Raw genomic sequence first — 21,487 nt, 5'->3', positions numbered from 1 at the left:
CGGTGATCCACGTCGTTCGTCTCGTCGCTCAGGAACCGGGAGGAAGCAAGTGATCCACGACACGCCGATCCCCGGGCTGCTGCTGGTCGACCTTGCCGTGCACGGCGACAGCCGCGGCTGGTTCAAAGAGAACTGGCAGCGCGAGAAGATGGTCGCCGCCGGCCTGCCGGACTTCGGCCCGGTGCAGAACAACATCGCGTTCAACGACGCGGTCGGCACCACGCGCGGCATCCACGCGGAGCCGTGGGACAAGTTCGTCTCGATCGCCTCGGGCCGCATCTTCGGCGCGTGGGTCGACCTTCGTGAGGGACCGACATTCGGCACCCTGTTCACCGCCGAGCTCGACCCGTCGAAAGCGATCCTCGTGCCGCGCGGCGTCGGGAACGCGTACCAGACGCTCGAAGCGGGAACCGTGTACGTCTATCTCGTCAACGACCACTGGTCGCCCGACGCGTCGTACGCCTTCCTCAACCTCGCGGACGAGACCGTCGCGATCGACTGGCCGATCCCGCTCTCCGAGGCCGGGCTCTCCGACAAGGATCGCACTCACCCGCGCCTTGCCGACGTCGCCCCGATCGCGCCGAAGCGCATCCTCATCACCGGCGCCGAGGGTCAGGTCGGGCGCGCCCTGCGGGCACAGTACGGAGACGCCCCGCACATCGACTACACGACTCGGGCGGATCTCGATCTCAGCTCCGCCGACCTGCGCGGCGCCCGTCGCTGGCGCGACTACGGAACCATCGTCAACGCCGCCGGGTACACCGCGGTCGACCTCGCGGAGACGCCCGAAGGACGAGCGGATGCCTGGCGCGCGAACGCCGCGGCGGTGGCATCCCTCGCCCGCATCGCTACCGAGTTCGGGATCACCCTGGTTCACATCTCGAGCGACTACGTCTTCGACGGCACGTCAGGTCGGGCGTACCGCGAAGACGACCCGATCGCTCCGCTCGGTGTGTACGGGCAGAGCAAGGCGGCGGGTGACCTCGCCGCCGGCACCGTGCCCCGGCATTACATCGTGCGGACCTCGTGGGTCATCGGCGACGGCAGGAACTTCGTCACCACCATGGCCTCCCTCGCCGAGCGCGGCGTCGACCCGTCGGTCGTGGCCGACCAGACCGGACGCCTCACCTTCACCGACGACATCGCCCGCGGCATCCGGCACCTGCTCGAGTCCGGTGCTCCCTTCGGCACGTACAACCTGACAAGTGGGGGAGAGGCGCAGACCTGGGCAGACATCGCCCGCGATGTCTATCGGCTCACCGGCCACGACCCCGAGCGCATCACCGCGGTGACCACCGCCGCGTATTTCGAAGGAGTCGCGGGCCCGGTGGCTCCCAGGCCGGCCCTGAGCGTGCTCGACCTGTCGAAGATCGAGGCGACCGGATTCACGCCCGCCGATGCGGCCGAGTCGCTGGCCGCCTACCTGCGGGGCTAGCGCGCCAGGCGACGCGCGCGGGTCAGCGTCGCGCCAGGAGCGGCTGCAGCCAGGGCGCCCAGAAGCCGGAGGCGACTGGTCGGCGGTGCAGATGTGAAGGCGCGCCAGTTGGCGTCGAGGACAGCGTCCACGGAATGCGCGGCAGCCGCGCGGGGCAGTGCCGAGCGGATATGGGACGCCAGCTCGCGGTCATCCCGGAGCCGCCGCAGCGCGGCGAGCAGCGCGTCGGCGCTGTCGGCGTCGGCCAGCATCATCGTCTCGCCGTCGACACCCGTCTCCATGTAGCCGGTGTAGCGCCCGCATACCGGGATCGCCGCGCCGTGCCACGCCGCGATCAGCTTCGTCGGCGGCTTGCTGCGCTCATCCACGCCGCGCGCATGCGTGCAGAGCACGACATCGACATCGCGGAAGTCCTCCCAGTGGGCGCCGTGCTCGGTATCGATCCGCAGCGTCATGCCGAGTCGGGCCAGGGCATCGCGGAAGCGTGCATCCGCCCAAGCGGGAACGTTGTAGGAGTATGCCTTGATCGCGACCGTCTCGAGCCGGTCACCGCGGCTCGCGTCTCGCGGCCGGATCCCGCGCTGCGGGAGCAGGGGCAGCACGCGCTGACGGCCGAGGTGCACGCTGGCCTGCGTCGGCATCGCCTCGAGGGTCGTGAATGACGGAGCATGCACACTCAGGTACGTGTCGACCCGAAGGACCACCATCCCTGGCATCCGGGCGGAAGCGGAGAGCGCCCGTCTCAACAGCGCGAGGCCGAGCCGCAGACGCATGCGCGCCGGGATCTGCGGCTCGTGCGCGACGAGCTCCTCCATAGAGGCGATCACGGCGGTGGCGTGCGCCGGGATGGAGACGCCGATCGACACGGGGAGGCCCGCGGCGAGCATGCGCTGGAACAGCTCGAGGAACGCGTGGCCGTACGCAGTCAGGTGCAGTCCTGGCTCGGCGTCGGGGTCCCACGCGACGCTCGCCTCAGGATGCCTGGTCCAGAAATGCACGTGATCCGACATCAGTCCCCGTCCCCTAGGCTCGCATCACTCGCTTCACGGTACAGGTGATGTCCGGAGCGATCCCATAAAGTCGAAGCGTGCGCATTCTTCTCACCGGCGGTGCCGGCTACATCGGGTCCCATGTCGCTCTCGTGCTGCTGGAGGCGGGGCACGATGTGCTCGTCCTCGACGACTACTCCAACAGCTCGCGCGAGGCCATCGGCCGCGTCGAAGAGCTGACCGGCCGGTCCGTAGACACGATCGACTGCGACCTCGCCGATCAGGCGGCCTCCGCGGCGGCGCTGCGCGATGAGGAGTTCGAGGCGGTCATCCACCTGGCCGGGCTCAAGGCCGTCGGCGAGTCGGTGGCTCAGCCGTCGCGCTACTACCGCACCAACCTCGTCTCGACGCTCAATCTGCTCGACATCATGGCCGAGCACGGCGTCACGAAGCTCGTCTTCAGCTCCTCGGCCACGGTGTACAGTCCCGCTGCCGAGGGCGTGCTGAACCTCGACGAATCGCAGCCCTCCGGCACGGGCATCACGAACCCGTACGGGTGGACGAAGGCGATGAACGAGCAGATCATCCGTGACGTGCAGGCCAGCCGCCCCGAGCTCGAGGCGATCCTGCTGCGCTACTTCAACCCGGTCGGCGCGCACCCGTCCGGTCGCATCGGCGAAGACCCGTCCGGAATCCCCAACAACCTCATGCCCTTCGTGTCGCAGGTCGCGATCGGGCGCCGTGACCACCTCGCCGTGTTCGGCGACCAGTACCCGACTCACGACGGCACGGGCGTCCGCGACTACATCCACGTGATGGACCTCGCAGAGGGCCACCTCGCGGCGCTCGACGGTCTGCGCCCCGGCGTAGAGGCGTACAACCTCGGCACCGGTGACGGGCAGAGCGTGCTCGACATCGTCAAGGCGTTCACGGCAGCCACGGGTCAGGAGATCCGCTACGAGGTCGTCGCCGCGCGTCCAGGCGATGTCGCCCGCGCGGTCGCCGATCCGACGAAGGCGAACCGTGAGCTCGACTGGCACGCGACCCGCACGATCGAAGACGCCTGCCGCGACTCGTGGAGCTGGCAGTCGCAGAACCCGAACGGGTACGCGGCGGGCTGAGCGACGGCTCAGCGGTGAGCCGACGTCACCCGGTGGGCGCGCACACGCGGTAGCGGCCGGCCTCGACAAGCACCTCGGTGTCGCAGGTCTGCCCCGTCAGCCGCGGTGTGCTCGCCATGCTCGGCGCATCGAACAGGCCCACGTGCGCACCTGACATGACGATGGGCGCGACTGCGGCCCCCCACGGGGCCGCGGCGAGCCACTCGGTGTCGGTTTCGTCGACCCAGTCGGCGATGACTGCGACGTCGGCCCGCTGAGTGGCGAGTGTCTCGCCGCGGGGGATGAAGGTCTGCTGAACGTGCCCGGAGATGCTCCAGACGAGGGATGCCGACAGGGCAGCTGCGAGAACGCCTCCGGCGATGCGCCGCACGTTCACCGGCTCGGAGGCGGTGCTCGCGGACTCGGCGCGGGAGACGCGCGGCGTCATGAGCTCGTGCGCGCCCCAGCATGCGACGATCACCAGAGCAGGGAAGAACGCGAGCACGCCGACAGCGGGATGCCGCACCCACAGCGGAGTGTGCGCGGCGGTGGACCACCACGCCACGAAGGCCAGAGCGCCGACGGCCGCGGTCAGCGCCAGAGCGAGGGATCGGCGTCGAAGGCGTCCGCGACGGCGGACTTCGATCAAGCCCGCGACGACCAGCGCGACGACGATCGCCGCGGTCAGCCATGCCGCCCAGTTCGGCACGAACCACGCGCCGCTGAGCGTCTCCAGCTTCTGCGAGACCGTGGTCGCCTGTCCGCTCTGGCCGCCGCTCAGCAGGAAGCGCTTCACCTGGCGCAGGTGGTCGACGAAGCCGGAGAGCCCGAGGGAGACGAGCGCCCACAGCTCGAAGAGCAGGGTCGGCACGCCGACCATCACCAGCGGCAGCCAGCCGCGCACGAAGGTCTGCCCGATGCGAGCCCAGCCGCGTCCGGGGGAGCCCACCCAGATCATCACCGCGAACGCCGGCAGAGCCAGAAGGGCGATCAGCTTGGCCTGAACCGCCAGCCCGACCAGCAGGCCGGCCAGCCAGGGGCGCTTGCGCACCGCGATCAGCGCCCAGACCAGCAGCGCCGCAGCCGGGATCTCACCCAGCAGATCAGCAGGACCCTGAATCGGCGAGATGCTGCCCAGCCCGTTGAACGCCAGCGGAACGGCGGCGCCCACCAGAGCCGCCCAGCGGCCGCCCACGCGAGCGCCGAGCACCGCCATTCCGGCGATGAGCAGCAACCAGAACATCACGGGAACCAGCCGGGCGCTGATCACCGGGTCGCCGCCGAACAGCAGCATTCCCGCGACGGGGAGCAGCACCACGGGCCCCGTCGAGATGCGGGCGTCGAACGGGGTGATCGTCGAGCCCGAGAGAGCGCCGTCGCTGGAATAGCCGAGGCCTGCGAGCAGATTGAGGGGCACGGTGAGGTTGAACGCCTCATCCTCCCAGAACCGCGCCGTCAGGCTGTGCTGGATCACGACGAGGTGGCAGACGAGCAGCCCGACCGCCAGCGTCCAGAACGCGATGGTGCGGAAGAGCTTCATCGTCACGGCTTCCGGATGCCGCGCAGCGGTGCGTTCGGGCGAAGCGACAGCATCCACGCCTCGCGGAGCGCGCCGGCGACGAACCGTCGCAGACGCGGCGGCGGCACGAGCGCCTTCACGCCGCCGCCCCACATCGTGCCGCTCGTCGACGCCCCACGGCGCGGGATGCTCGTGACGGCCAGGTAGCGAACTGAGAAGCCGCCGCGCGCCTCGGCGAGCGAGAAGTGCACGTGCGGCACGAGAAGCTCTGCCGGTGCGGCGTCGAGCAGTGCTCGCAGTGTCGCCGGCCGGTAGGCGCGCAGCGGCGTGTTGACGTCTGGCACCCGGCGGCCTGCGGCCGAGGCGATCATCAGTCCGACCGCCCCGGTGAGGACACGGCGGTACCAGGGGTCGGTGCGGCTGTGGCGCACGCCGTGGACCACATCGGCGGAGGTCGTCCGGGCGGCGCCGACCAGGCGTGCGAAGTCCGGACCGACGAACTGCCCGTCGCCGTCGACGTGCACGAGCAGGTCGGGGTCGAGCGCGAGCCCCGCGCGATACGCGGCGAGAGCGGTGGGCCCGTGGCCTCGATTCTCGGTCTGCGGCTCGACACGCACGTCGTCGATGCCCGAGAGCGCTGCGACCGTGGCATCCGTCGACCGGTCGTCGGCGACGACGAACGACAGCCGATCGGTGAGCGGTGCGACGTTCTCGCGGATCTCGTCGATGAAACCGCGGATGCCCTCAGCCTCGTTGTAGGCGGGCATCACGATGACGAGATGGGGTACTGACACGCGGATCCTCACGGTGAACGGGAGCGGTACAGTGCCACTCGCTAGTAGCCTAGTTGAGCCATGAAGAATGACTCTCGCCTGCGGCGACTTGCCTCGGTCGGAAGTCGCTTCCTCGTCGTCGGCGCCCTCAGCACCCTGATCGAGATCGGTGTCTTCAACCTGCTCGTCTACGTGATGGGGGTCGACGTCGTATGGGGGAAGATCATCGCATCGCTGGTCGCTCTGGTGAACGCCTACATCGGCAACCGCGAATGGACCTTCAAGCACCGTGACCGTCGTGGCCGGGTGAACGAGCTCGTGCTCTTCCTCATCACCAACGCGGTGTGCACCGGACTCGGCGCACTGCTTCTGTGGCTCGGCGTTCTCGGGGCATCGGCGATCCTGGGCCGAGACGCAGGCCCGTTCGCCGTCAACTTCGTGAACCTGGTCAGCATCGCGATCGTCGTTCTCGTGCGATTCGCGCTGTACCACGGCATCGTCTTCCGCGTCTCGCCGCCCAAGCAGCCGTGATCGCGACGGCCGGCGGAGATCCGCCGGCCGTCGATCGGCTCAGTCGCCGCAGCCCGCGGCGTCGACGGTGAGCGCCGTCGGGCGCACCATCGGAGTGTGGCGAACCTCGAGCGGGCCGTACGCGCCGGCTGCTCCCTCGAACGTGGCCGAGATCGTGTGCTTCTGGCCTGGCGTGTTCTGCACCTGCACCAGCACCGCAGGGCGTCCCAGATGCGGCTTCAGCGTCGCCTTGGCGGGCTTGCCGTCGACGGTGACCGTAGCGGTCTTCGCGCCGACGGGGCCGTACAGCACGAGGTTGGTGGCGACGTCGCCCTTCTTGAAGAAGCGGGCCGGCGCGATGTAACGGGCCAGGCCCGCCGCCTGGTCGGCGCTGAGCGTGTTGGTGAGGGTCGCGGTGACGCCGAAGACGGGGGCGTCGGGGGCAGTGCACTGGGTCGACGACGCGGCGAGGTCGAGCTGCATGTAGTAGTCGAGCTTGCCCTCGGTGATGTCGTTGACGTACGCGCCGACCATCGTCGACGACTCGTTGGTGGTGGGCAGCTTGCCCGCGAGGCGTGATTCGCCGACCAGCTCGGCCTCGGACTCGGTGGCCGGCTGATACATCAGGCGGCCTTCGTCGGTCGCCTGAGTGAGCGCGGCCAGCAGTGCCTTCGGCTCGGCCTTGCCCGAGGTGAGGCCGGAGAAGACCGCCTGGGCCGATGCGGCGAAGACGGCGTCCTGCCTCTCGGGAACCGGGTACTCGGAGTAGATGCCGTTGAGCAGGAAGGGCACGGCGTTCTTGTCGGTGAGCGTCAGCGGCTCGTCCATCACCCGCACCTTGTAGCCGAAGCCGACGTCGACCGGGTCGTTCGGCACGGTGACGGGTCCCGTGGCCTTCAGCAGGTAGCCGAGTGCGACGGGGTCGAACGACACGACGGCGTCGATCGGCGTGCCGAACTCCTCGGCCCACCACGCCCGCATGATCCCGGCGGTCTCGGTGAAGTCGGGGGAGAGTGTGGAGTCCTGCATCCAGCGCCCGATCTTGTCGCCGTAGAGACCGACCGTCTCGGGGTTGAGCTTCGTCACGGGAGTCTTGCGACCGTTGTCGAAGTCACCGCTCGATGCCTGCTGCTCGATGCTGATGCGGCCCTTGTCGACCTTGATCATGACGAGCGCCGCGGGGTTTCCGCCCGTGCCGCGGGACTCGGCGTTGTTCTGGATGAGCACCAGGTAGTTCCGTGGCTTCTCGTCGCCGAGTGCGGCGGGCAGCACGCCGAGGATCTCGGCGGCGGGCTTCAGCATCGGCTCGAGCTCGTCGACGGTGCCGGTGAGCTTGTCGAGAGCCCCGGAGACCTGCGAGATCAGCTCGTCGTCCTGGATGGTGTCGAGCTGCGTCGCGGCCTTCGAGACGGCGGTGGATGCCTGTGAGACGACACCCTGCATCGACTTGATGCCGGCGAGATCGATCGCTCCATCGGCCGGCTTGAGAGCAGCGAGCGACAGGTCGGTGGCCGGGGTGAGCGCATCGCGGACGAGGTCGTCGGTGACGGATGCCGCGGTGCGGACGGCGTAGAGGTTCGGACCGGCGACGGGAACCCACTCGAGGCTCTTCCAGATGTCGTCGTCGGTCTGCTTCCTGGCATCCGCGGTCAGAGCGGAGATCTGCGCGACGGTCTCCTTGGCTGCGGCGTTGTCGCCGGCCATCACATCGTCTGCCGCCTTCGTCGCGAGCGGCATCGCCTGCTCGAGCGAGCTCTTGGCCGCCATGGCGCGGTCATACACGTGCTTGCCCATGAGGCCGCCGATCACGACGACGGCGATGAGGATCAGAAGGATGCTGATCGGCACCCAGAAGCGGAAGCTCCGCAGCAGCGGACGACGGGGAGGACGGTCGTCGTCGCCTGATCCGGCTCGATTCTCGAAGATCTCCTGGGAGAACTGGTCGAACGCCTCAGTCTGCTCGCGCTGCTGCTGGGCGCGACGTTCGGCACGTGTCTGCATTACTCCATCGTAGGATCCCGCGCAGGTGCGAACGGTGTGAGCGCCGGACCGGCGAGGTTGCGTCGGTAGCATGGGCTCCGTGACCGTCACCTCCCCGACCCCGCCGCTGTCTCCGTATCGCGAGATCGACCGCGCCGACTGGGCGAGACTCGCGGCGGGGATCGACCAGCCGCTGACCGAGACCGAGGTCGTGGGCATCCGCGGCATCGGCGACCGGCTCGACATCACCGAGGTGCGCGAGGTCTATCTGCCGCTGAGCCGGCTGCTCAGCCTGTACGCGAGCTCTACCCGCCAGCTCGGAGCCGCGACCAGCGCGTTCCTGCAGGAGAGCGACACCACGACTCCATTCGTCGTCGGTGTCGCCGGCTCGGTGGCTGTGGGCAAATCGACCATCGCGCGCCTGCTGCGTGAGCTGATGAGCCGCTGGCCGGGCACCCCCCGAGTCGAGCTCGTCACGACAGATGGATTCCTCTACCCGAACGCGGAGCTCGAGCGCCGCGGCCTGATGGACCGCAAGGGCTTTCCAGAGTCGTACGACCGGCGTGCCCTCATCTCGTTCCTCACCGAGGTGAAGAGCGGTGCCGCCGAGGTGCGCGCTCCGTTCTACTCGCATATGCGCTACGACATCGTGCCCGACGCGCACGTCGTGGTGCGCCGCCCCGACGTCGTCATCGTCGAGGGACTCAATGTGCTGCAGCCGCCGCCGGCACCCAACGATGTCGCCGTGAGCGACCTGTTCGACTTCTCGATCTTCGTCGACGCCGACACCCGTCACATCGAGCGCTGGTACATCGATCGGTTCCTCGCTCTGCGGCAGGGGGCGTTCAGCAATCCGTCGTCGTACTTCAACGTGTTCGCGCACCTGACCGACGATGAGGCCGTCACGACGGCCCTCGGCTACTGGAACGAGATCAACATGCCGAATCTCGTAGAGAACGTGATGCCCACCAGGCACCGTGCCACCCTCGTGCTGCGCAAGGGTGCCGACCACGCCGTCGAGAGCGTGCAGCTGCGGAAGGTGTGACCGCGTGACAGATGAGTTCACGCGGATGCTGCAGTCCGCTCGGCCCGCCGCGCCATCCCGACCGTCTACCGGCGGTCTTCGTGCCGGGATCGCGATCGTGCTGCTGCTGCTCTGCCTCGCGGTCGTGCTGGGGGTGACCATGTCACCGACCCCCATCAACATGGGGCGCGAAGACGCCATCCGCAAGCTGCTCACAGTGCTGCACGACAATGGCGTGCCCGAGTGGTTCGGATACTCGAAGCTCGAGTTCACCGCGAACATCGCGATGTTCGTTCCGCTCGGCCTTCTCATCGGTCTCGCGCTGCCCCGGCGCGGGGTGTGGCTCGGTCTGCTTCTCGCGCCCGCCTTCTCGGCGGCGATCGAGCTCGCGCAGGCAGTGCTGCTCTCGCAGCGCACCGCGTCGGTGCAGGATGTCGTCGCCAACGGTCTCGGGGGATGGATCGGCTTGCTGATCGCCGTCGTCATCCGCGCGCTGGTGCACGCCCGAGACCGCAGGGTCATCGCCCAGAGCCAGTGGGACCAGCGATGGGCGCGGCGCTGATTCAGGCTGCTCGGCGATGCGCCGGGCGGGGGCTCAGTGGGCGGTGCGTCCAGGCGCGATGACCGCCTTGATCGTGCGGAACAGGATGTGCAGGTCCTGCGTGAACGACCAGTTCTCGACGTAGTAGAGATCGAGGCGGATCGAGTCCTCCGGCGTGAGCTGCGACCTTCCGCTCACCTGCCACAGACCGCTCATGCCCGGCTTGACCATCAGACGACGTTCCACGACATCGTCGTAGAGCGCGACCTCCGCCGGCCGCTGGGGCCGGGGTCCGACCAGGCTCATCTTGCCGGAGAGGACGTTGAGCAGCTGCGGCAGCTCGTCGATCGAATGGCGACGCATGATCCGACCGACCCGGGTGATGCGCGGGTCGTCGGTGACCTTGAAGAACGGCTGCTCGGGGGCACCCTGCAGGTCGAGCAGGCTGGCGAGCTGGTCGTCGGCGCCCTCGACCATCGAGCGGAACTTGAACATGGCGAACGTCGTGCCTCGTCGACCGACGCGCTCCTGCGTGTAGAGCACCGGGCCGGGGCCCTCGAGACGCACAGCGATGGCCGCGGCCAGCATGATCGGCGAAGTCAGGATCAGCAGCAGGATCGAGCCGACGATGTCGAAGGATCGCTTGGCGAAGCGCCGGTACCCCTCGAGCCGGGGGAAGTCGACGTGGACCAGAGGTAGGCCGGCCACCGGCTTCGCATGGATGCGCGGGCCGGCGACGTCGGTGAGCGCGGGTGCGACGACCCAGCTCACGTCGCGCTCGGCCATCGCCCAGCCGAGCCGGCGCATGGCCGTCGGATTGATCTCGTCGGCACCGGTGAGGATGAGGGTGTCGGCGCCGGTGGCATCGATGGCCTCTTTCGCCTCATGCAGCGGGCCGAGCACGGGCACGTCGCCGATCATGTCCGAGACGCCGTGCGGTGTGACGGCGCCGACGATCACGTACCCCGTGCCGTGGGTGCTGCGGATCTGCTTGACGACGTGCGCGATCTTCTCGCGATCCCCGAGGATGACCGCTCGATAGACGTAATCCCCGGCCGACTGGCGCCTGCGCAGCCATTGGCGGCACCACCAGCGTCCCAGCAGCAGGCCGGTCAGTCCGACGGGCAGCGCGAAGAGGAACAGCGTGCGAGCGACCTCGATGCGCAGGAAGAAAGCGAAGATGACGATCGCCGCGAAGACGAACAGGGTCGAATCGACCACGCGCCGGTACTCGAGCACTCCGTGGCCGACGATGTGACGGTCGCGAGTGTCGAACGCCGCGAGTGTCAGCATCCAGAGCAGACCGACGATGGTGAGCGGAACGAAGTACGGCACGTCGTCGGGGCCGTTCGGCCACACGACGCTCGCCTGCAGGCCAGGCAGCATGAGCAGGCCGAAGAGCGTCAGAGTGGCGACCAGGATGATCACGTCCGTGTAGAGGAGTCTTCTCGAGTAGCGGCGCACCCACGATGGCACGCGCCGTCGCTGGATCGTCGCGCCCGCCGCTCCCGAGACCGACCGGGCTGCGGGGGCAGTTCTCGGCCTGGTTCCGGAGTACGAGGGTCGTGTGAGGAACGAACTCGTCCCCTTGTTCGACTCGGTCGTCACGTCATCCGCTCTGCATTCTTGTACTGCAGCACCTCGCCGCCCCTCAGCGGCAAGGTGGATATACCAGGATAATACTCATCACCGCTCATTCTGGGTCGAGCGGCGCGTCGGATCCCGCCAGCAGACGTCAGTCCCGTCCGAAGATGTCGCGCGTGTAGACCTTCTCGGTGACGTCGGCGAGGGCATCAGTGGCACGGTTCGCGATGATCACATCCGAGCGGCGCTTGAAGTCCTCGAAGTCGCGCACGACCTCCGAGTGGAAGAACTCCTCGTCTTCGAGCGTGGGCTCGTAGATCACAACGGTCAGGCCTTTCGCCTTGAGTCGCTTCATGATGCCCTGGATCGACGACTGCCGGAAGTTGTCTGAGCCCGACTTCATCACCAGGCGGTAGATGCCGACGGTCTCGGGGCCGCGGGACAGGATGTCGGCGGCGACGAAGTCCTTTCGGGTGCTGTTCGCCTCGACGATCGCCGCGATGAGGTTCTGCGGCACCTCGGAGTAGTTCGCGAGCAGCTGCTTCGTGTCTTTCGGCAGGCAGTATCCGCCGTAGCCGAACGACGGGTTGTTGTAGTGCGAGCCGATGCGCGGGTCCAGCCCCACGCCGTCGATGATCTGACGCGTGTCGAGCCCGTGCACGGCGGCGTAGGTGTCGAGCTCGTTGAAGTACGCGACGCGCAGCGCGAGGTACGTGTTGGCGAAGAGCTTGATCGCCTCGGCCTCGGTGGAGTCGGTGAGCAGTACGGGCACGTCGGTGTCGATGGCACCCTCGACGAGCAGCTCGGCGAAGCGCCGGCCGGCGGGGCCGCGGTCTCCGACCACGATGCGCGAGGGATGCAGGTTGTCATAGAGCGCGCGACCCTCGCGCAGGAACTCGGGCGAGAAGATGATGGTCGCGCCGGGGTGCTGCGCCGCGAGCCCCGCGGTGAAGCCGACGGGAACGGTCGACTTGATGACGACGATCGCGCGCGGATTCACCTCGAGGACGACGCCGACGACGGACTCGACCGAAGACGTGTCGAAGAAGTTCGCCACCTCGTCGTAGTTGGTCGGCGTCGCGACGACGACGAAGTCCGCGTCGCGGTAGGCGGTCTCGGCGTCGAGCGTCGCAGTCAGGTCGAGTTCACGAGTGGCGAGGTACTCCTGCAGCTCGTCGTCGATGATCGGGGAGCGCCTGTCGTTGAGAAGATCGACCTTCTGCGGGTCGATGTCGACAGCCACGACTTCGTGATGCTGAGCGAGGATGACGGCGTTCGACAGGCCCACGTAGCCGGTTCCGGCGATGGCGATCTTCATGACGTCAAGGCTATCTGGCCGAAAGGGGTCAGATTACCCGCGTAACCGGCGCAGATAGACTCGAATGCCATGGCCGTGCCTCCTCTGACCTCCATCGTCATCCCGGTCTTCAACGACGAGAGCACGATCTCGGCCGCGCTGCGAAGCGCTCGCGCGCAGACGGTCGAGCAGATCGAGATCATCTGCGTCGATGACGCGTCGACCGACGGCACGGCAGCGGTGGTCGAGAGGCACCGGGCCGAGGATCCGCGGGTGCGTCTGGTGACGCATTCCCGCAACCTGTCGGCATTCCAGTCACGGCGCACCGGCATCCTGGCCGCTCAGGCCGAGCGCGTGCTGTTCCTCGACGGCGATGACGAACTCGCGCCCGATGCGGTGCAGAAGGCGCTGGCTGCGGCAGATGCCTCCGACGCTGATCTCATCGGCTTCGGTGTCACCGTGATCGAGAAGGATGGACGCACGGGCGGCTCGTACGAGCGCAGACTGCAGCCGGCGCACCGTCACCTGGACGGCGCCGAGGTGCTGCGTGGACTGTTCCCGGTCGGCCGGGCCGCGCAGGGCCAGCTGTGGCGGATGATGTTCCGTGTCCGCCTCTTGAGGGAGGCGTATGCGCTGCTCGACGACGACCTCGTGTTCCCTCGCGTGAACGACCTGCCGCTGATGCTCCTCGTCGCGGCTCTCGCCTCGTCGTATGCGTCGATCGACGACCGGCTCTACCGCTATCACTTCGGTCGTGGCGGGAGCGGACACGACGTCGACAGCGCCGAGCGTGCGAGGTTCTACACCTCGGCGATCGATCCGATCACAGCCATCGCGCCGGCGATCGACGAGCTCGCGTCGAGGCATCCCGATCCCCAGCTTCTGCGCGAGACGTACGAATCGGCGCGACTGTCGATCGTCGGCTACGTCTGCTCCCAGCTCATCGACCGCAGCGACGGAGCTGTGCTCGACGCCGCGCTGGCCCACCTGCACACCGTCGCATCGGCGCAGGACATCGTGCACGCGGCCGCGCGGTTCTATCCCCGCACACTGAGCACACTGAAGTTCCACACGGCTCTGAATCCTGTCGAAAGGCACACCGTGCGCAACGTGCTGCTCGTGACCTCGACGCTGCGCACGGGCGGGGTCTCGGCAGTGCTCGCCTCGCAGGCGAAGTATCTCCGCGCGAGCGGATATCGCGTCACCGTGGTCGTCCGCAGCGCTGGGAGCGACCCGGCGGCTGTCCCGCCCGGCGTCGAGTTCATCGAGCTGACCGGTCGCAGCCTGGTCGACCGCCTCGAGAACTGGGGCCGGATCATCCGCGATCGCGGCGTCGACGTCGTGATCGACCATCAGGTGCTCTACACGGATTCGTGGCCGGAGTTCGCCCTGATGGCTCGCGCCGAGGGTGCCTCCACTGTCGGGTGGATGCACAACTTCGTCGGCCGCCCCATCTACGAGGGCAACGGGCGGCTGTCACTCATCGAACGCTGCGCGGCCACGCTCGACAGGCTCGTGGTGCTGTCGCCGCTGGATGTCGCGTATTTCACGCTGCGAGGAGTGCGGAATGTCGCGTGGCTGCCGAACCCGCCCTCTCCGCTGCTGCTCGAGTCGTCTGAGAAGCCTGTGCAGAAGCAGGCACCCTCAGGGCACATCGAGCTGCTGTGGTGGGGTCGACTCGAGCAGCACACCAAGCAGGTGTACGAACTGATCGAGATCGGCGCGCAGCTGCGCTCTCTCGGAGCCGATTTCCGCCTGACCGTCGTCGGACCCGATTGGGACGACGTCACGGCGGCCAAGTTCAACGCCCGGGCGCGTCGTCGAGGTCTCGGTGCGCAGGTCGCCGCCGTGGGTCCTCTGCGAGGAGCGGCGCTTCGGGATGCCATCGACGCGTCTCATCTGTTCGTCTCGACGAGCATCATCGAGGGCTATCAGCTGACCATCGCTGAGGCGCAGGCCCGCGGCCTGCCCGTGGCCATGTACGAGCTTCCGTGGCTGACGCTCGTGCAGGACAACGAGGGCATCATCTCGGTGCCGCAGGGGGATGCACGCGGGCTGGCCCGGAGGATCATCGATCTCAGCGGCGACCCGCAGCGCTACGCCCGACTCTCGCGGGCGTCGCAGGAGGCCGCCGATCGTGCGATCTCGTATGACTTCGCGCAGCTGTATGAAGGCGTCGTCGCAGGCACGCTGCCGGAGGATTTCACGCCCGAGCCGAGCCAGGATGACGCTCGGCAGCTGCTGGGACTGCTGGTGTTCTTCGCCGAGCGGGCACGGGGCAGGCAGCGCGCATCGGCGGCGGACGCGGGACTCGCGGCGCGGGTGTGGACGTCGGCAGCGCCAGCCGGACGGGCGGCGCTGAGGATAGCTCCGGGTCTTCGGCCTATCGCGCACCGCGCGAAGAAGTGGTTCGGTGCCCGCTAGCCGAGAGGCGCCTCGGGGCGTCAGGCGCTGACTAGCTCGTGGCGTCAGTCGTGCCGCCGGATTCCTCGGCCGGCGGCGGTTCCTCGACGGGCGGAGGCGGATCTGACGGTTCGGGCGCCGGGATGGTCGGCAGGGCGGTGGGCAGCGGAGGAAGCGGAGCGGGGCTCGGGGCGGTGGACGGCTCGGCGGGCGGAGTCGTCGGCGTCGTCGACGCCGGCGGCTGCTGCTGCACCGGGTTGCTCGGCTGCGGAGACGTGGACTCCGGCGCGTCCTGCGGCGGTGCTGTCGGGTCGATCTGGCGCGTCACCGTGACCGCCTTCGAGACCCGCGTGCCGTCTTCGCCGAGGGCGGTGAGCGTGTAGCTCTCGGCCTCGCTGGCGCAAGGAAAGGGGAGCGTGGCGTCCTTCGCCTTCGGAGGCATGGTGGCGGGCGGGGCGGAAGGATCGATCGCGGTGGAGGTCAGGGCGACCTGGACGTTCGTCGCGTCGGTGACCTCCCAGCTGAAGGTGGCCAGCGCGGATGCCTCTTCGCTGGTGCATACGACCGGCGCCTTCGCTGTCGAGAACGCGACGATGACGGGCTGGGCGGCGGCGGTCGGCGTCGAACTCGTCGTGGGCCGGGGCGAGGACACGCTCTGCGGCGCAGCCGCCGCGCCGCTCGTCGCCAGAGCGAAGGCCGCCCCGATGCCGATAGCCGCGAGGATCGCGGCGCCGGTGATGATCGCCGCGATGACACGTTTGCGGACGCGCCTGTCCGCCTCACGCTGATAGCGCTCGCGGCGGGTCGCTGCGCGAGCGTCGCTCTCGGCGCGCGCCAGGGAGCGCTTGGTCTCTTCGGCGGCCTCGCGGGGGCTCTCGGGCTCGAGCCCGCGCAGCAGCTCGTCGAAGATCGACAGCCCCGCGTCTGCTTCGGCAGCCTTGGCGGCGGCGGGTGCGGCGGGTGCGGCGGTGTCGGACGCAGGCCCGATCGCTGCGGACTGGGGCTTCTCCGTCTCGGCTGCCGGCTTCATCGCCGGCTTCGAAGCCGCGCCCACTGCGACGCTCTTCGGATCCTTCGTCCACTTCACGTAGTCGGCGATGACGTCGTTGGTCGGGCCGTCGGCACGCAGTTCGCCCTTGTGCACCCACAGCACGCGATCGCAGGTGTCGCGGAGCGAGCCGACTGAGTGGCTCACGATCATGACGAGTCCCGCGCTCTCGCGCAGCTCGGCGATGCGCTTCTCGCTCTTGAGGCGGAAGCGCCGGTCGCCGACGGCCAGCGCCTCGTCGACGAGCAGGATCGAGTGCGCCTTCGCCGAGGCGATGGCGAAGCGCAGCCGAGCACCCATCCCCGCCGAGTAGGTGCGCATCGGATGATGGATGAACTCGTTCAGCTCGGCGAAGTCGGCGATCGGGTCGACCTGGGCTGCCGCCTCTTCGGCGGTGAAGCCCATCGCGAGAAGTCCGAGCTTGATGTTGTTCTCGCCCGACAGCGAAGGAACCAGAGCCGCGTTGACGCCGAGAAGCACGGGCCTGTCACGCGCCCAGATGGTGCCTTCGGAGGTCGGCACCAGTCCGCTCATCGCGCGGAAGAGTGTCGACTTGCCGGAGCCGTTATGGCCGACGACACCGATCGTCTCGCCTTCGGATGCGGTGAAGGTCACCCCCCTCAGAGCCGGCACGGTCTTCAGCTCGCGCCCGCCACGAAGGGCGGCGACGCTGAACAGGCGCTCCCGCGGTCCTACGCGCTTTCCCGACGCGTACACGCGGTAGTTCACATGCGCGTTGTCGGCGACGATCATCGGCCGTGGTGTCGGCCGCTCCAGCAGCTCGAATGGGCTGTTCTGCGCGGTGTCACTCGCCAAGGCCGTACCTCGCTTCAGCGCGCCAGAAGAAGACCACCCCGAACAGCAGCGTGATGAGGGCCCACACGGGGGCGAGGATCCAGGCGATCGGCGGCGCCGTATACGACTGCAGCAGGACGTCGCGTGCGATTCCGATGAATCCGTAGGTCGGGATCATCTGAACGACTCCGAGGATCACCGGGTGGTCGGCGAGCGCGCCGTCGACGTCGAAGAAGATGCCGGTGGCGTACAGCAGCACCCGATTCATGATGGGGATGATCAGCTGCACGTCGCGCGCATGCACCGAGAGGCGGGCGGCGATGAGCGCGCAGCCGAAGTTGAAGATCGCCATCACCGCCAGCAGCGGGAAGATGAGCAGCCACGACCAGGCGAGGGGCTCGCCGAAAGCCAGAAGGATGACGAAGATCAGCCCGACGACGGGGACCATGCGCAGGGTCTCCTCGATCACGATCGAGGTCGGCAGCAGGATCCTCGGGAAGCCGAGGCTCTGCACGAGCTTGCCGTTGTTCGTGATCGACTTCGCCCCGCCCAGCAGCGATTGCGTGAAGAACTCGAAGAGGCAGATGCCGATGATGATGAACTGCGCGTATCCGTCGGGCTTCGCTGAGCTCGACAGGATGAAGCTGAACATGGTGCCGTAGATGAGCGCCATGGAGAGCGGCCGCATGACGAGCCACAGGATGCCCAGTCGGTTCTCGAGCAGGCCGCCGATCAGGCGATGGGCGGCGAAGGTGAACGCGAACTGCCGTCGTCGCCATGCCTCAGCCAGGTAGGCGCCCAGAGGTGGGCGCTGACCGACCGGCTGCAGCCCGTCGAGTTCAGGGGACGACACGTCAGCCATGATGCCGTGCCTCTTTCGTGATCAGATTCCGCCGCGGGCTTCCGCGTGCGGCTGAGGGCCTGGCACGGGGGACGGAGAGCGGGCGGCAGCGTGCGTGGGGGAGGTCGGGCGCGCGAGCGTGACCGGATCCACGCGAGAAATCCGCGTAGATAGGATCTAATCTAACCCGTGTCTCCTGAATACGGGCTACGCGAGAGCGCCCGCTCCGCGAAGGTAAGCCTGGAGGGCATGTGGCCGACGACGCGCGGATCTCCATCGTCATGCCGCTGTTCGACGATGAGCAGCATGTGTCAGCGGCTCTGCAGAGCTGCCTGGACCAGACGCTTCGAGAGATCGAGATCATCTGCGTCGATGACGCGTCGACCGACGGGACCGTCGGCATCGTGGAGCGGTTCCAGCAGGCGGATCCGCGCATCACCCTGATCCGTCAGGCGCAGAACATGTCGGCATTCCAGGCCCGTAGGGCGGGAATCGCGGCGGCATCCGCTCCCCACGTGCTGTTCCTCGACGGTGACGACGAGCTCGACCCTCGCGCAGCTGAGCTCGCCCTTTCCGCCGCGGAGTCCACGAACTCCGATGTCGTCGGCTTCGGAGTGGAGATCGTCGCACCAGACGGCGTGCCGTCCCGGCTGGAGAAGGCCCTCCAGCCGAGCTTCTCCGAGCTGCGCGCTCCGCACATCGTGCCGAGCCTGTTCCCGGTCGGTGAGCCGGCCAACGGCCACCTCTGGCGGTACCTCTTCTCGACGGATCTGCTGCGGGCGGCCTACGACGGATTCTCTGACGACCTGCGGTTCTACCGCGCGAACGACCTGCCGATCTCGTTCCTCGCGCTCGCGCACGCGAAGAAGTACACATCGATCCCTGAACGGCTCTACCGCTATCACTTCCGGCGTGGCACGAGCGGGCACCGCGTCGACGGCACGGATCGGTTCGCGTTCCTGCTGAGCGGCATCGCGCCCATCGTCGCGATCGCCGACCGGGTCCAGCTCTTGGCGAGGGAATCAGGGGCAGGCGACGCGCTGCTGCACTCGTATGAATCCGCGCGGCTGCACATCATCGCGAACGTGCTGCGCTACGCCATCCGGGACACCTCCGGATCGTTGCAACGGGCGTGCATGTCGATGATGTCGGGCGAGGTGAGTGCGCTCGATCTCGTGCGCGCGGCCGCGGCGTTCTGCCCTGAAGCCCTGACCGCGATCTCCGCTCAGGCCCAGGTGCCGCCCGCACCGGAGGCGCCTCGGCGCGTACTGCTGACCACGCGTCGGCTGGACACCGGCGGCCTTCAGAACGTCCTCGTCGACCAGGCGGACCGTCTCGTCACGGCCGGCCACGATGTCACGATCGTGGTGCTCGAGACCGCGGAGAACCAGCTCGAAGTGCCCAACGGCGTCGAGGTGGTGGTGCTGACGAACGCGAGCACGCTCGCGCGGGTGAATGAATGGGTCGCGCTGTGCCGAGCGCGGTCGATCGACATCGTGATCGACCATCACATCCTGTACAACGAGCACTGGCCGTGGCGTGCGCTGGCTGCGGCCGCCATTGGCATCCCCACCATCGGCTGGCTGCACAACTTCTCCCTTCGGCCGCTCTTCGACCTCAGCAACCGCATCTCGTTCCTCGACGAGCATCTGCAGACGCTTCTCTCGGCAGTGACGCTTTCGCCGACCGACGTTGTGTTCTGGAAGCTGCGAGGCCAGAACCAGGCCGTCTATCTGCCCAACCCTCCGTCTTCGCTCACGCTCAGCGCGCTCGAGGGCGACCCGGAACCTCGTCAGCTCGCCAGCCGTCTCGAGCTGGCATGGTGGGGCCGGCTGAACACCGCGACCAAGCAGGTTCCGCATCTCGTCGACGTCGCCGCGGAGCTGCGCGCCAGAGGCATCGACTTCCGGCTGACGATCGTGGGGCCGGGGTCGAAGAGCCTCTCGGCGAAGGACGTCCGCCGGTATGCGCAGCAGAGAGGCGTCGGCGACGCTGTCGACCTGCTCGGCGAACGCGACTCTGCTGAGCTGCAGGCGGCGGTGTCGGACGCGCACCTCCTCGTGTCGACCAGCGCGATCGAGGGATACCAGCTGACGCTCGTCGAGGCGCAGGCGATGGGGATGCCCGTCGCCATGTACGACCTGCCGTGGCTCGCCACGGTTCGAGACAATCCGGCGGTGCTGTCGTCGCAGCCGGACGACCCTGCCGCGCTCGCTGATCTCATCGCAGAGCTGGCGCACGATCCCGAGCGCTACGCGCAGCTTTCGCAGCGCGCACGCGAACACGCGCAGCGGATCGCGGATGTCGATCTCGGCATGCTGCTCGAGAAGCTGCTCGTCGGTGCGCTGCCCCCGGAATACTCGCCCGAGCCCAGCCTCGCCGAGGCAGCGCTGCTTCTCGACTGGACGGTGCGAATCGGCGAGCGAAACGTGAAGAGGGCGGCGGCCGAGCTCGCCGGCACCGATGCGGATGCGCTGCGGCGCGACCGCGATCTGGCGCGGGCGCAGCTGAGGCAGATCACCGAGGGGCCGTCTTTCCGTATCGGGCGGGCGATCACGAAGCTGCCGCGGCGAGTGCGCGACCTGCTCCGCCCCGCGAAGAAGAGCCCGGGGTTCGCGGGCGCGGCCACCGCCGTTCGTGCCGCGGTGACGGCTCCACCGCCCCCGCTGCGGGCGGCACCGGGCACCCCGACGCCTGCTCGGGCGGCTGTGCCGGACGTCTCGTTCGTCATCCCGGTCTACAACGCCGAGGCGTGGCTCGCAGACTGCGTGACCAGTGTTCTCGCGCAGACGGGGATCGACGTCGAGGTGATCTGCATCGACGACGGCTCGACCGATCGTTCGGGCGAGATTCTGCGCCGGCTGGCCGATGCCGACTCGCGAGTGACGGTGATAGAGCAGCCGAACAGCGGGCAGTCGGTCGGTCGCAACAGGGGCCTGGATGCTGCCGCCGGACGCTACCTCATCTACCTCGACAGCGATGACTACTGGTCGGGCGACGTCGCACAGCGACTGGTGCGGACCGCGGACGATGGCGAGCTCGACCTGCTGCTGTTCGACTGCATCGCCTTCCGTGATGGAGACATCGACGAGAAGGTCTGGAAGCGCTATTCGACCTACTACCAGCGTGCCCACAGCTACCGCGAGGTGCGCAGCGGGGTGCAGTTGATGGCCGCCATGCGCCGCGAGAAGGACTATCGACCGCACGTGGGACTGTACATGGTGCGCACGAGCTTCGTGCGCACGCAGGGAGTGCGGTTCATCCCGGGGATCGTGCACCAGGACAACCCGTACACGTTCCGCCTGATGCTGCACGCGTCGCGCGCGGCCCACGTGAGCATCGATGCGTACGCACGTCGTATGCGTCCGGGTTCGACCATCACGACGCTCAATGCCGAGCGATCGGCGAGGGGCTACTACCTGTCGTACCTCGAGATGACACGCGAGTTGAAGAACCACCAGCTGCCGGCACAGGTCGCAGAGCACGTGAACAACATCGTCGACTACGTGTACGACGGAGCACGAAAGCAGTTCGCCCTGCTCGCTCCGGCCGCGCTCGACGAACTCAGGTCGCTCGACCTGAGCGATGATGCGCAGCGGATCTTCGCCTCGCTGGTCGAGAGCAGCGGGGACGCATGATGGGCCGGCA

At 68.1% G+C, this 21,487-nt stretch carries 15 protein-coding genes; 7 read left to right on the top strand and 8 right to left on the bottom strand.

Translation table 11 applies throughout. From position 1 onward, the window contains the following. The first annotated feature begins 49 nt into the window (after positions 1–49). Positions 50–1,435, top strand: a complete 1,386-nt coding sequence (locus AB0N59_RS00650; RefSeq protein WP_363477297.1) for a bifunctional dTDP-4-dehydrorhamnose 3,5-epimerase family protein/NAD(P)-dependent oxidoreductase — start codon at positions 50–52, stop codon at positions 1,433–1,435. Here AB0N59_RS00650 and AB0N59_RS00645 read toward each other — a convergent pair. Further along, a complete protein-coding gene (locus tag AB0N59_RS00645; protein ID WP_363477294.1) occupies positions 1,432–2,445 on the bottom strand; it encodes a hypothetical protein in 1,014 nt (337 codons plus the stop codon). The genes AB0N59_RS00650 and AB0N59_RS00645 overlap by 4 nt on opposite strands. Positions 2,446–2,522: 77 nt before the next feature. Here AB0N59_RS00645 and galE point away from each other — a divergent pair, with 77 nt between their 5' ends. Then, on the top strand, positions 2,523–3,545 hold the full coding sequence (gene galE / locus AB0N59_RS00640; protein WP_363477291.1) for a UDP-glucose 4-epimerase GalE: 1,023 nt from the start codon (positions 2,523–2,525) through the stop codon (positions 3,543–3,545). Between the two features lie 25 nt (positions 3,546–3,570). Here galE and AB0N59_RS00635 read toward each other — a convergent pair whose 3' ends face one another. Both AB0N59_RS00635 and AB0N59_RS00630 read right to left on the bottom strand, forming a co-directional pair. Further along, positions 3,571–5,070, bottom strand: a complete 1,500-nt coding sequence (locus tag AB0N59_RS00635; protein ID WP_363477288.1) for a hypothetical protein — start codon at positions 5,068–5,070, stop codon at positions 3,571–3,573. Next, the gene (locus AB0N59_RS00630) at positions 5,067–5,837 is read right to left on the bottom strand and encodes a glycosyltransferase family 2 protein (RefSeq protein WP_363477285.1); all 771 of its coding nucleotides are present in this window, start codon (positions 5,835–5,837) and stop codon (positions 5,067–5,069) included. The genes AB0N59_RS00635 and AB0N59_RS00630 overlap by 4 nt, the downstream gene beginning before the upstream one ends. Positions 5,838–5,897: 60 nt before the next feature. Between AB0N59_RS00630 and AB0N59_RS00625 the strand changes: the two genes are divergently transcribed. Beyond that, positions 5,898–6,347: a GtrA family protein gene (locus AB0N59_RS00625; RefSeq protein ID WP_363477282.1), complete on the top strand. Its 450-nt coding sequence runs from the start codon at positions 5,898–5,900 to the stop codon at positions 6,345–6,347. Between the two features lie 39 nt (positions 6,348–6,386). On the opposite strand, the gene AB0N59_RS00620 is transcribed toward AB0N59_RS00625, so the two are convergent. Further along, positions 6,387–8,327: a DUF4012 domain-containing protein gene (locus AB0N59_RS00620; RefSeq protein ID WP_363477279.1), complete on the bottom strand. Its 1,941-nt coding sequence runs from the start codon at positions 8,325–8,327 to the stop codon at positions 6,387–6,389. Between the two features lie 70 nt (positions 8,328–8,397). On the opposite strand from AB0N59_RS00620, the gene coaA reads away from it, so the two are divergent. Together coaA and AB0N59_RS00610 are read left to right on the top strand one after the other, a co-directional pair. Then, a complete protein-coding gene (coaA, locus tag AB0N59_RS00615; protein WP_363477276.1) occupies positions 8,398–9,351 on the top strand; it encodes a type I pantothenate kinase in 954 nt (317 codons plus the stop codon). Positions 9,352–9,355: 4 nt separating this feature from the next. Further along, positions 9,356–9,892, top strand: a complete 537-nt coding sequence (locus tag AB0N59_RS00610) for a VanZ family protein (RefSeq protein WP_363477273.1) — start codon at positions 9,356–9,358, stop codon at positions 9,890–9,892. A 33-nt stretch (positions 9,893–9,925) separates the two neighbouring features. On the opposite strand, the gene AB0N59_RS00605 is transcribed toward AB0N59_RS00610, so the two are convergent. Both AB0N59_RS00605 and AB0N59_RS00600 read right to left on the bottom strand, forming a co-directional pair. Next, complete coding sequence (locus AB0N59_RS00605) at positions 9,926–11,479, bottom strand: sugar transferase (RefSeq protein WP_363477270.1); 1,554 nt, start codon at positions 11,477–11,479, stop codon at positions 9,926–9,928. A 127-nt stretch (positions 11,480–11,606) separates the two neighbouring features. After that, positions 11,607–12,773, bottom strand: coding sequence for a nucleotide sugar dehydrogenase (locus AB0N59_RS00600; protein WP_363477267.1), 1,167 nt, complete (start codon positions 12,771–12,773; stop codon positions 11,607–11,609). Between the two features lie 69 nt (positions 12,774–12,842). Here AB0N59_RS00600 and AB0N59_RS00595 point away from each other — a divergent pair, with 69 nt between their 5' ends. Continuing rightward, the gene (locus AB0N59_RS00595) at positions 12,843–15,176 is read left to right on the top strand and encodes a glycosyltransferase (RefSeq protein WP_363477264.1); all 2,334 of its coding nucleotides are present in this window, start codon (positions 12,843–12,845) and stop codon (positions 15,174–15,176) included. Between the two features lie 31 nt (positions 15,177–15,207). On the opposite strand, the gene AB0N59_RS00590 is transcribed toward AB0N59_RS00595, so the two are convergent. After that, complete coding sequence (locus AB0N59_RS00590; RefSeq protein ID WP_363477261.1) at positions 15,208–17,019, bottom strand: ABC transporter ATP-binding protein; 1,812 nt, start codon at positions 17,017–17,019, stop codon at positions 15,208–15,210. After that, positions 17,009–17,851: an ABC transporter permease gene (locus AB0N59_RS00585; protein WP_363477258.1), complete on the bottom strand. Its 843-nt coding sequence runs from the start codon at positions 17,849–17,851 to the stop codon at positions 17,009–17,011. Before AB0N59_RS00585 ends, AB0N59_RS00590 begins: the two co-directional genes overlap by 11 nt. A gap of 239 nt (positions 17,852–18,090) precedes the next feature. Between AB0N59_RS00585 and AB0N59_RS00580 the strand changes: the two genes are divergently transcribed. Further along, positions 18,091–21,477 carry a glycosyltransferase gene (locus AB0N59_RS00580; protein ID WP_363477255.1) on the top strand — a complete coding sequence of 1,129 codons (3,387 nt, stop codon included), beginning with the start codon at positions 18,091–18,093 and terminating at the stop codon, positions 21,475–21,477. Positions 21,478–21,487: the final 10 nt, after the last annotated feature.

This window comes from Microbacterium sp. NPDC089321 (genome assembly GCF_040684935.1).
Classification (GTDB): Bacteria; Actinomycetota; Actinomycetes; order Actinomycetales; family Microbacteriaceae; genus Microbacterium.
This window is presented reverse-complemented; position numbering and strand designations above follow the sequence as displayed.

Bases quoted from the DNA above. Each gene is read 5' to 3' on its own strand.
- AB0N59_RS00645 (WP_363477294.1), bottom strand. From the start codon at position 2,445: ATGTCGGATCACGTGCATTTCTGGACCAGGCATCCTGAGGCGAGCGTC.
- AB0N59_RS00625 (WP_363477282.1), top strand. From the start codon at position 5,898: ATGAAGAATGACTCTCGCCTGCGGCGACTTGCCTCGGTCGGAAGTCGC.
- AB0N59_RS00620 (WP_363477279.1), bottom strand. From the start codon at position 8,327: ATGCAGACACGTGCCGAACGTCGCGCCCAGCAGCAGCGCGAGCAGACT.
- coaA (WP_363477276.1), top strand. From the start codon at position 8,398: ATGGGCTCCGTGACCGTCACCTCCCCGACCCCGCCGCTGTCTCCGTAT.
- AB0N59_RS00600 (WP_363477267.1), bottom strand. From the start codon at position 12,773: ATGAAGATCGCCATCGCCGGAACCGGCTACGTGGGCCTGTCGAACGCC.
- AB0N59_RS00595 (WP_363477264.1), top strand. From the start codon at position 12,843: ATGGCCGTGCCTCCTCTGACCTCCATCGTCATCCCGGTCTTCAACGAC.